Source organism: Mucilaginibacter sp. P4_C11 (assembly GCF_056402115.1).
The window spans coordinates 1-11,704 of sequence record NZ_JBFUIA010000031.1 but is presented as its reverse complement, the minus strand read 5'-3'; the positions used below and the strand labels follow the sequence as shown (position 1 = coordinate 11,704).

The following is an 11,704-nucleotide window of genomic DNA, read 5'->3' as shown; positions in this document are numbered from 1 at the left end:
ATGCCAGCAGCTGCCAGACTTACAGATTTTCATGAATGCCCCATGCTTACACCGGCGGCTGTGCCAATACCACATGTGGGCGGGCCGATTATTGGCCCCGGCGAACCAACAGTTTTAATTGGTGGAGTGCCTGCTGCAAGGGTAGGTGATATGGCACTTTGCGTTGGCCCGCCAGACTCCATTGTTACAGGGTCGGCCTCTGTAATTATAGGAGGGAGTCCGGCCGCGAGGCTTGGTGATAAAACCGCGCATGGTGGCCAAATAATGTTAGGCGCCTTTAATGTAATAATAGGCGGATAGCAAAATATCTTAAACGCGCTGCCCTCCCCCGGCTACATTTTCGCAAAATTTATCAATACCAGTCAAAACCTTGGCTTAGCCCAATAAGCAAATAAACTAAATAGGTTGTTTCTGTAAAATTATTGTTATATTTTATTACATTGTACTTAAATTCATTTTTTAAAAAGTAGATGATTTTAGCTTAATTATGTCCGAAAGTATTGTAGGTATTTACGACGACAATGTTGCAACATGGCTTGCCTTTAAAGAGGGCAGCTGGGATGCCTACACACAGCTTTACAACAACCATTTTAAAGTACTCAATAATTACGGTTACAAATTTACCCGCGACGTAAATATTATTGAAGATGCTATTCATGACTTGTTTATTAAACTTTGGACAAACAGGGCAACGCTTGGCACGCCGGCATCGGTAAAAAATTACCTGTATAAATCGTTGCGTGGTATTATTTTTCGCAAAATGCAGGGACAATCCCGTTTTGTCGATTTAGAATCGGAAACCGATTATAATTTTTCGTTCGAGATATCCTTTGATCACCAGATTATTGCGAATGAAGAGGAACGCGAACTTCAGCATAAAATAAAAACAGTAGTAAAAACGTTGCCGGCCAGGCAGCAGGAAATCATCTATCTGCGTTTTTACGAAGGGCTGGGCTATGAAGAGATATCCGATATTATGGAAATCAACATCAACTCTACCTACAAACTGCTTTATAAAGCATTCAACAACCTGCAGGGTGCGCTAAAAACTTCAAAACTGGTCATCGTTATTGGCCTTTACAGTTGTTTAGGTACCCATATTCACTCAAATTAAATTTATTTTTATTTAGGAGGGATAATTCCCGTATGCTCATGTATATAAGGTTTAAATCAGAAACTTATATAGCATGGAGATTGCAAAATACGGCACTTATACCCTACAGGATTTTTTAGATGATGACGATTTTCTTCAGTTTGTTATCAGCCCCACTAAAAATAACACCAACTTCTGGCAATCGGTTACAGCTATGTATCCTGCTCAAAAGGAAATTATTGATGAAGCTGCCCAAATTATATTAGCTTACCGTAAGCAGGATGTTTTTACAAACGAAGCAAATCAACAAAAAGTTTGGAACCGTATTGAAGGTACTTTACACGGTAAAAGAGCAGTAAAACAAAAAGTATTCCGCTTAAACACCTTCCTACGCGTAGCAGCGATGATCTTATTGGTATCATCAGCAGGGATAGTTTTCTGGATGCTGAAATACAACTCAAAAAATGAAGTTGTTACCGCTTTTGGCGAATTGCGTACCGTTACCCTGCCCGATAATTCGATAGTGATACTTAATGGTAACTCCAAATTATCATATGCAAACAACTGGGATAAAAAGGCGAGAGAAGTTTGGATTAGCGGTGAAGGCTTTTTTAGTGTAAAACATATTAATAAAGATCCCCGCCATATAAAAGCTACCGAAAGATTTATTGTGCATTGCAACGATGTTAATATCGAGGTGTTAGGTACCTCCTTTAATGTACGTAACAGGCACAATAAAACCAATGTGGGCCTGGTAAGCGGTAAAATTATGCTCCAATACCTTGACCTGGCATCGCATAACAACAAGTTGCTGGTGATGAAGCCGGGCGATTATGTGGAATACGCCCACCGGAAGGTGGTAACCCAAAAGAAGCTTGCTGTGCCCGAGAAATTAACACAGTGGACAAACCACCAATTACTTTTTAACAATGCTACGTTATCACAAATCGGCGAGGTCATGACCGACGATTATGGATATCACATTGATTATACCGACCCGGCTATTGCCAACCTGAAAATTGAAGGAGAGATAAGTGTATCAAACGTTGACGAACTTTTGGAAACAATCTCAACTACGTTATCGGTAAAGGTCACCCAAACAGACAAAAACATCACAATCACAAAAAATTAACCCCTAAACAACTCATTTATGCGAAAATTTGACTTTTCAACTTTTTTAAAATGTTGCTGTTTCTTGTTGGTGTTGCTCGGCCAGTCGGTTTACGGCTATGCCCAGCTGGCGCTTACCAGCAATAACAGGTTTCATACAAAAGCCCCGGGCTATGCCATGCAGCAGGTTGCCGAAAATAAAGTGCTGTTGAAGGATGCGCTTGAAAATATCAAAAAGCAATTCAATGTGCAAATTGCTTACCAGGAAGGGTTGCTGGATAATAAATTTATACCGGTAAGCTTATTTAACAACGCTAAGCAGTTTAACCTTGATGATAACCTGAAACAATTATTATCATTTTTTCAGCTGGAATACCGTAAAATCAGTAACAGCCAGATCTCTATTTATTCGGTAAAAGAAACTGTCGTTAATACGGCGCCTGTAGTTGCCGCTGTGTTAATAGGTAAGGTGGTTGACGAAAAAGACGGCTTGCCGGTTATAGGTGCATCGGTATATCTGAAAGCCGATCCTAGAATTGGCACATCAACTGATGTATTGGGTAATTTTAAACTGGTAGTTCCGGATAAATTTACAGGGAAACCACTAACCTTATTGGTTGCTTATATTGGTTATAATAAAGAGGAAGTTACGGTAACTGATTTAACATCGCCTGTTCAAATAAAATTGAAACAGAATAGCAGTACGCTTAACGAGGTTGTAGTAACCGCGCTTGGTATTAGTAAGCAAAAAAAATCATTAGGCTACTCGGTTACCGAGGTTAAAGGAACAGAATTTACCCAGGCCCGCGAAAATAACGTGGCTAACGCGCTGACTGGCAAGGTCGCCGGTGTAAACGCCGCTGGTTTATCAACAGGTCCGGGTGGTTCAAGCCGGATAGTTATACGTGGTAATGGCGGCCTTGCAGGCGATAACCAACCGCTGTACGTGGTAAACGGCATGCCAATTGACAACAGTGTACCCGGTGGCGCACCAACTGTAAACGGTATTACCAATAACGTTGACCGTGGCGATGGTATAGCTGCCTTAAACCCTGATGACATCGAGTCTATCAGTGTGTTAAAGGGAGGTACGGCAGCGGCTTTATATGGTTCGCGGGCAGCAAATGGTGTTATCCTTATCACTACTAAAAAGGGACGGATTCAAAAAGGAGTAGGAATCGAGTTTAATTCAACTGCTACTTATGATAATGTAGCAGTTTTTCCGGATTACCAGTATGAATACGGGCAAGGAGATGGCGGTGTAAAACCAACCACGCTCGCAACCGCGCAAGGAACCGGCAGGCGTTCGTGGGGCTCAAAAATTGATGGTTCGACAGATTATGTGGCCGTTGATGGTAAAATACACCCGTACTCGGCTCAAAAAGATAACCTTAAAAACTTTTATCAAACCGGGAGTACCTATACCAATAGTCTTGCATTTTTAGGCGGCAATGAGGCAATCACTTACCGTTTCTCGGCAGCCGACCTGAGCAGTAAAGGTATTTTGCCGGGTACAACCTACGATAGGAAGACGTTTAACCTGGCATTAACCAGCAAGCTAAGTAATAAAATCTCTATCGAGGCCCTGGCGCAATACAATATTGAAACCGGCCATAACCGAACAGGTGCGGGCGATGCTTTAGGTAATCCTAACTGGACACCACTTGAAGTTGCCAACACCGTTGATGTACGCTGGCTTAAACCTGGATACGATGCTAGTGGCAATGAGATGGTTTGGAATGACGCGGCCATCGCATCAAACGGATACTTTGTTATTAATAAGTATAAGGAAGACGATGTTAAAAACCGCTTTATTGGCCAGGGATCTGTTTCTTATACCCCTATAAAGGACCTTACATTTAAAGCTACCCTAAGCAGAGACTTTTTTAACTACAATTATTCTAACGTACTGCCTACGGGAACGCTTTATGTGCCAAACGGGCAATACCAGGCCATTAAATCGGATGTATCTGAAACAAATGAACTGGTAACCGCTACTTATAAAACCAAAATCATCAGTGATTTAAATGTAGGGGTATTAGGAGGTGTTAACAGCCGTAAAAATATCACCAATCAGCAAACCTTAAACGGATCGCAGTTTGTGATACCTTATTTTTACAGCTCAACCAATCTTTCTACGGTGTCAACCACACCTTATAATGCTCAAATAGTAACCAATTCGGTATTCGGTTCGGCCGATTTTGATTACAAAAGCCTGTTGTTTTTATCGTTTACCGGTCGTAAAGATTGGTTTTCGACGCTTAGCGCTAAAAACAACAGCATATTTTATCCAAGTGTAGGTGGTAGTTTCATCCTTTCGGATGCTGTTAAACTGCCAGAGCTTTTTAACCTGGCAAAATTAAGGGCATCATGGGCCCAGGTAGGCGGCGGCGCTCCTGATCCTTATGTTATTAACCTCACTTACAGTAACGTGCCAAGTGCGGGCCAGCCTTTACAAAACGTAACAAGCAATAATATTACAAATAGTAACCTTAAACCTTATACTTCAACAACTTTAGAGGGAGGGATTGAACTGCAAATGCTGCAAAACCGCTTAGGGTTGGATGTTACAGTGTATGACCGTAAAACCACAAATGATATTGTTAATACGGCCATATCATCAACATCGGGTTATAACAATGTAATCCTTAACGTAGGCGAGGTAAGCAATAAAGGTATTGAGGTATTGCTGAACGGCAGTCCAATAAAATCAAAGGACTTTACCTGGAATACCAGTTACAACGTTGCTTATAATGATAACAAGGTAGTAAAACTTGCACCGGGCTTATCTACCATACAGCTTGCAAATTCTGTGGGCAACTGGGGGCTTTTAAATAATACCGAAGGAATGTCATTCGGAACCATATATGGTACCCATATGTTAAGAAACAGTGCCGGCGACGTGGTTTTTAATGCCACTACAGGTTTACCGGTTGTAGCACCATACGCCCCGCTTGGTAAAAGTGTTGCGCCGCTTACTATGGGTTTAACTAACGAATTCAGATACAAACGGATTTCGTTAAGCTTCCTGCTCGACGGTAAATTCGGTAACAAAGTGTTTTCGGTAATGGAAGTATATGCAACCCGTTTAGGTTTGATGAAATCAACATTGCCCGGTCGCGAAAATGGCCTGGTTCTAAATGGTGTTGACCAAAAGGGGGCACCGTATACCCGCACAGTACCCGTTAGCGGCCTGCGTACCTATTATGACAACTATAAAACGTATTCAGATTTGTTTTTGCATGATGGCAGCTTTGTTAAGCTTCGCCAGGTTATATTATCATACAATCTGCCTGCTATCGATTTAAAGGCCGTGCATATTCAGTCGGCAAGTATCTCGCTGGTATCACGTAACCTGTGGACTATCTATAAAAAGACAAAAAATTTCGACCCGGAAGAAAGTTTTACCAACAGCAATACCCAGGGGTTCGAATCCATTGGTTTGCCGCGTACCCGTTCTCTTGGTGTAAACCTTTCAGTTAAATTCTAATATTAAAGTTGAATACGATGAAAAGACATATAACAAAATATACCCATTGTTTACTGGTCATGCTCGGCATTATCGCTATACAATCGTGTACCAAAAATTTCGATACCCTTAATGTTAACCCCAACGCGTCGTCGAAAGCTGTTCCTCAATATATATTCACTAAAGCCGAATATGATGGCACAAGCCGGATGCTCGATCTTTTATTGGGTACCATGCAGTATACCACCAGCTTTAATGATGTTGCCGGTTTTGGAAGTAAATACGTTTTAGCCCAAAGCCAGCAATCCGCAGCCGCGTTCAGCAGTGCTTATCCTAACGAGATCAATGAGCTGGTTGAAGTAATTAAAGCGGCAGGTACTGATGCATCGCAGGTTAACCTGGTTGCCGAGGCACGTATCTGGCGGGTATATTGCTTTAGCAGGCTTACTGATTTGTATGGCGATATCCCATATTCCCAGGCAGCGCAAGGTTATAACGGATCAATTTACAAGCCTGCCTATGATGCGCAAAAGGATATCTATGCCGACATGCTGAAAGAACTTGACCAGGCTGCCACATCGCTTGATGCCAGCAAAGCAACTTTTGGCGCCGCCGATTTGATTTACGGTGGAAGCACTGATAAATGGAAAAAATTCGCTTATTCGCTGATGTTAAGGTGTGCTATGCGCATGACCAAGGTTGATTTAACTTCGGCGCAATCATGGGCAACTAAAGCTATTGCCGGTGGTGTTATATTAAACGATGCGGATATCGCCAAAGTTCCTTATGTTGGTTCTGGCCAGGATATCAATAAAAATCCAATGGCAAATGACCTGTGGAACAATGACTATATTGCCCAGAACGGAACAACCAATACCGAAGGCGGTAAATATCAGGATGTTTTTATCAACTACCTTAAAGCCAATAAAGACCCCCGGCTGGGCGTAATATCAATTGTGTACAATAGCGGGGCTGCCGATACTACATCAGCTATACAAAAAGGGATGTCGTCAGGATTGAACGCCAAACCGGCCGACTTTGTGACCTATTCTGAACCTAATCCAAAAACAATATTACTTTTAAATTCTCCCCGTTTGGTGTTTACCGCGGCCGAGAGCTATTTTCTGTTGGCCGAGGCTGCATCAAGAGGATGGTATAGCACTGCTACGGCAGCTTCATTGTACCAAAATGGTATAGCAGCCTCCATGCGCCAGTGGGCGGTTATAGGCGGCAGCGCAGGTGCAATCAGCGACGTGCAGATTAATACGTACATCAATTACCATCCTTTTAACGCTACCGGTACCCTTGATCAAAAACTGGCGCAGATATATACTGAGTTTTGGATTGGTATTTTCCCGGATGCGCAGGAAGTATTTGCTACTTACAGGCGTACAGGATACCCGGCTTTGGTGCCTAWTAATTATGTAGGTAATGCCACCGGCGGCAAAATATTCAGGAGGATGTTGTACCCTATATCCGAGCAAAATCTTAATGCCGCATCGTACGCAGCTGCAATTGCGCGGCAGGGTGCAGATGATTTCCTGACAAGGATGTGGTGGGATAAATAATGCATTCGTGTTAATAAATTGATAGATTGGTTTAAGGAAGGGTTTGGTTGCCCTTCCTTTTTTAATTTTTACTGATGACAAGATATTTTTATTTGTTAGTGCTGGTGATATGTTGCAATGGAGCCATTGCACAAAACGACCTGGTGAAAGACGACAATGCCAGTAATTATAACCTGAACAAGCCCGAACGGGAGCTTTGGCTTAAAAACACAGGCTTGGGTTTGTTTATCCATTTTAGTATGGATGGGCAGTTAGGCCTGGTTATCAGCCACTCGCTGGTAGGGGCAAGTGATGACTATGTAAACCGGTATTTTACCGAATTGCCGAAGACCTTTGATCCATCAAAATTCGACCCGCACCAGATAGCTGTATTGGCTAAGCTTGCCGGCATGAAGTATATTGTTTTTACCACTAAACATCATTCGGGTTTTTGCATGTGGGATACCAAAACTACCGGTTTTAATATCACCCATACTCCTTATAAAAAAGACCTGTTGAAAGAATTTGTTGATGCCACGCGCGAGGTCGGTCTGCAGGTGGGTTTTTATTTTTCGCCGGAAGACTTTAGTTTTTTGCATGACCATCACATTACAATAAGCCGGACGGATGTTAAAATGGATGCAGCCACCCGCAAAGCCTATGATGATTATACCCGGCAGCAATGCGAAGAACTGATGACCAAATACGGCAGAATAGATGTCCTTTTTATTGATGGCGACCCCAAAGAAATTGTAAAGCAAACCTGCTGGAAATTGCAGCCCGATTTGCTGATCACCCGCGGGGCTATCAAAACGCCCGAGCAGATTATGCCGGGGGCAATGATCAACGAACCATGGTTATCATGCATTACCATGGGTACCGCATGGGGCTACCAGCCAACTAATGAGCGTTATAAATCGGGCAGCCAGCTGATTGGTTTATTGACAGAAGCCAGGGCTAAAGGCGGATCACTGTTACTGAACGTTGGCCCAAAACCTAACGGCGAACTACCATTAGAGCAGGAAGAACGATTGCGCGAAATGTCGGCATGGTATTTTATAAACCGCGAATGTATTGACGATGTTCGGAGTTGGGTTGTAAGCAAAGAGGGAAATATTTGGTTTACCCAAAAAGACGGGCACACACTTTACGCCATAGTAACCGATGCCGCCGAATGGAAGGAAGGTACGCGTAAAACTTTCACTATTCGCTCGGCAATCAGTACGCCCGATACCAGAATAAGCGTTTTGGGGCAAAATAGCCAGGTAATTGAATATAAAAGTGATGACGTAAGCTGCAGGTATACCCAAACCGGTAAAGGATTGGAAGTATCGGTTGTGAAAGCGCAACGTATTTATGACGATCATCGCTGGCCAAACCCGGTTGTTATTAAGCTGGATAATGTAAACCCCGCTTTTAAAGAAGCGGTTATTGTTGAAACCGGTGGTACTACATTGGCGAAAGGCCCGGTGGTATTAAAAGGCCGGATAGTAAACTATAAAACACCCTTGGTTAAACTGGCCCGTTTTGATTACAGGCCTTACCGTGGCCAGGTTGAAACCCTATACGCCGGTAAATGGACTGCCAGCGCCTGGGTGCCCATTAAGCCCGATGGCAGCTTTCAACTTACACTACCCCTGAAAGGTAGCTATGAGTATAAAGCCATAGTACAACAGGAAAACGTGGAAATAGAGGGGGAGAACAAATTGCTGAGATAAGCTAAACGCCAGATGGTTAATCGTAGGTGGATTGAATTGGTTTCAGGATACCAATCAGTTGTTTTGTAATAAAGTTAACGATTGATAAATAATTTGAATTAAGGTGCTATTTTTATCCGCAAGGAAAAGTAAACCTCCCATAAATCAAGTTATGTTCAAATCATTATTGTTAACCGTGTTTTCATTTTTGGTTGCTGCGCAGTTAAGCAGTGCCAAAGTAAGCCTGCCATCTGTTTTTAGCGATAATATGGTTTTGCAGCAAAAAACCAAAGCTGCTATTTGGGGGAAAGCCGAAGCCGGTAAAAAGGTAGTGATAACAACAACCTGGTCCGGCAAAAAATACAGCACCATCGTTGACCCCGACGGAAACTGGAAAATAAAAGTTGGAACCCCATCATATGGAGGGCCTTTTACCATCACCATTTCGGATGGAGAGGCGCTGGAGTTGAAGAACGTGATGATAGGTGAAGTGTGGTTATGCTCTGGCCAGTCGAACATGGAAATGCCGGTGGCGGGATGGGGAAAAATTAATAATTATGAAAAAGAAATAGCCGGGGCCAATTACCCCAATATCCGACTGTTGCAGGTTGAGCATATAACCAGCAGTATACCCTTGGCCGATGCAAAAGTAACCAAAGGTGGGTGGGTGCCCTGCACACCCGAAAATGTGGCCGAATTTTCGTCGGTTGCCTATTTTTTTGCAAGGGAAATTTATAGTAAAACAAATATACCCATAGGCTTAATCCATACCTCATGGGGCGGAACTATTGCCGAGGCCTGGACAAGCGGCACTGCTTTACGAACTATGCCCGAGTTTGTTGAACCTTTAACCACCGTTGAAACAGAGAATAAAGAAGAAGCCCAAAAAGCTTATGTGCTTAAGGCGCAGCAATGGCAAAGCCTTATTGCCGAAAAGGATTCGGGGTATAACCAGGGCAAGCCGGTTTGGCTGGCGGCAGATCTGGATGTTTCTAAATGGCACGATATGGTTTTGCCATCTATTTTAGAGAAAACCTTGCCAAATTTTGATGGCGTTATTTGGTTACATAAAAAAATAGTTGTTCCGGATGATTGGGCGGGCAAACCTGTTAAGTTAAGCCTGGGCGCGGTTGATGATGCCGATATCACCTGGTTCAATGGCGAAAAAGTAGGCGAAACCGCAGTTTATAATACGCCAAGGATGTATACCATACCCGGTAACCTGGTTAAAGCCGGCGAAAATATAATTACCATCCGCGTGTTTGATGGCATGGGCAATGGAGGCCTTTACAGTGATGCCAAATTACTATACCTGGCTAATGATAATGGTCAGCAAATTCCGTTAAACAATGCCTGGCAGTATCGTATAGGTATGAACATGAAAAACATGCCGCCTTTTCCAACCGATCCCAAAAGCCCCAACCGGCCTTCGGTATTGTTTAATGCGATGATTAACCCTTTTATACAGTACGCTATTAAAGGCGCGATCTGGTACCAGGGCGAATCAAATTCGGGCAGGGCGTATCAATACCGTCAATTGTTCCCCACCATGATCAACGATTGGCGTGCCAGGTGGGGCGAGGGTAACTTCCCTTTTTATTTTGTGCAACTGGCCAATTACTACATCACCGAACCGCAGCCCTCAGCCTCAGATTGGGCCGAATTGCGGGAAGCCCAACTTAAAACACGCTCGCTGCCAAATACAGGCATGGCCGTTGCTATTGATTTGGGCGGGTACGATATTCACCCAAAAAACAAGCAGGAAGTAGGACGCAGGCTGGCATTGGCCGCCCTTGCTAAAACCTATGGTGAAAAAATTGATTATTCGGGGCCTATATTTCAAAAGTATGCCATCAAAGATGATAAAGTAACGCTTTCCTTTAAATTTGGAGACGGCCTTAAAACCACCGACGGGCAGCCGCTAAAAGGGTTTGCCATTGCCGGTGCCGACCAGAAATTTTATTGGGCGGATGCTGTGATTGTTGGCGATAAAGTTGTAGTAAGCAGTACACAGGTAAGCAACCCGGTAGCAGTTAGGTACGCCTGGGGAATTAACCCGGTATGTAATTTGTACAATGCCGCGGGTCTGCCTGCGTCGCCGTTCCGTACTGATGAATGGCCGGGTGTTACGTTGAATAAGAAGTAGTTTAGGAGCAGGGCGACTCATGTAAAGTGGGTTAACATAACTTAACACATTTTGGATTTTATTTTTATAACTGTTTGATAATAAATATTTTGTGTTTTATCATGGTTAACACTAAACTGATGTTTTACACAACTTAAGCATACCCAAATGTTTGTCCTTTTGCCGGCCAAACAGGTGGCACAAGGAAACTCTGAAGGGGAAATTAGATACTAAAGAGCGTTGTCATACTGAGCCTGTCGAAGCATAGCGGGCAAAGGCCTCTCCGCGCGACCCTTCGACAGGCTCAGGGTGTCAGGCCTGCGCACTTCAAAAATTCAACATGTCATGGGTTGCCTGTCGAAGCATACCAGGCAAAGGCCTGTTTGTGCGACCATGCCATTTATTTTTGGTAATGATGCCAAAAATAGTTGGTGGAATTAGTTAAAAAAAGCAGTATATAGCAAATGCAGATATAAGAGTACCCAGGCTCTGCAGAGGTGCAACCTGCCAGCAATAATATTTGCGAACGATACCATGGCCGGACGAAAGTCCGGCTTTTTTTATTCATGGTAGAGTTCAAATATGGCTAAGAAAACCTATTGCCATTTTGTTTATTCTTGAGGAACAAGTACCATAGAATAAACTCTTTTCTATCTTTTCTAT

The 11,704-nt window shown here is 43.2% G+C and carries 7 protein-coding genes; all 7 read left to right on the top strand.

Annotation, left to right across the window (positions count from 1 at the left end):
* The 7 genes from AC1DU2_RS23855 (at position 1) to AC1DU2_RS23825 (ending at position 11,062) form a co-directional block, all read left to right on the top strand.
* On the top strand, positions 1 to 300 hold the full coding sequence (locus AC1DU2_RS23855; protein ID WP_477387437.1) for a PAAR domain-containing protein: 300 nt from the start codon (positions 1 to 3) through the stop codon (positions 298 to 300).
* Between the two features lie 187 nt (positions 301 to 487).
* Positions 488 to 1,114: an RNA polymerase sigma factor gene (locus AC1DU2_RS23850; RefSeq protein WP_477361216.1), complete on the top strand. Its 627-nt coding sequence runs from the start codon at positions 488 to 490 to the stop codon at positions 1,112 to 1,114.
* 73 nt (positions 1,115 to 1,187) lie between these two features.
* Positions 1,188 to 2,225, top strand: a complete 1,038-nt coding sequence (locus tag AC1DU2_RS23845; protein WP_477387435.1) for a FecR family protein — start codon at positions 1,188 to 1,190, stop codon at positions 2,223 to 2,225.
* A gap of 18 nt (positions 2,226 to 2,243) precedes the next feature.
* Entirely contained in the window at positions 2,244 to 5,693 is a 3,450-nt protein-coding gene (locus AC1DU2_RS23840) for a SusC/RagA family TonB-linked outer membrane protein (RefSeq protein WP_477387433.1), read from the top strand.
* A gap of 17 nt (positions 5,694 to 5,710) precedes the next feature.
* The gene (locus AC1DU2_RS23835; protein ID WP_477387430.1) at positions 5,711 to 7,240 is read left to right on the top strand and encodes a SusD/RagB family nutrient-binding outer membrane lipoprotein; all 1,530 of its coding nucleotides are present in this window, start codon (positions 5,711 to 5,713) and stop codon (positions 7,238 to 7,240) included.
* A 74-nt stretch (positions 7,241 to 7,314) separates the two neighbouring features.
* Positions 7,315 to 8,937 carry an alpha-L-fucosidase gene (locus tag AC1DU2_RS23830; RefSeq protein WP_477387428.1) on the top strand — a complete coding sequence of 541 codons (1,623 nt, stop codon included), beginning with the start codon at positions 7,315 to 7,317 and terminating at the stop codon, positions 8,935 to 8,937.
* Between the two features lie 151 nt (positions 8,938 to 9,088).
* Positions 9,089 to 11,062, top strand: a complete 1,974-nt coding sequence (locus AC1DU2_RS23825; protein WP_477387426.1) for a sialate O-acetylesterase — start codon at positions 9,089 to 9,091, stop codon at positions 11,060 to 11,062.
* Positions 11,063 to 11,704: the final 642 nt, after the last annotated feature.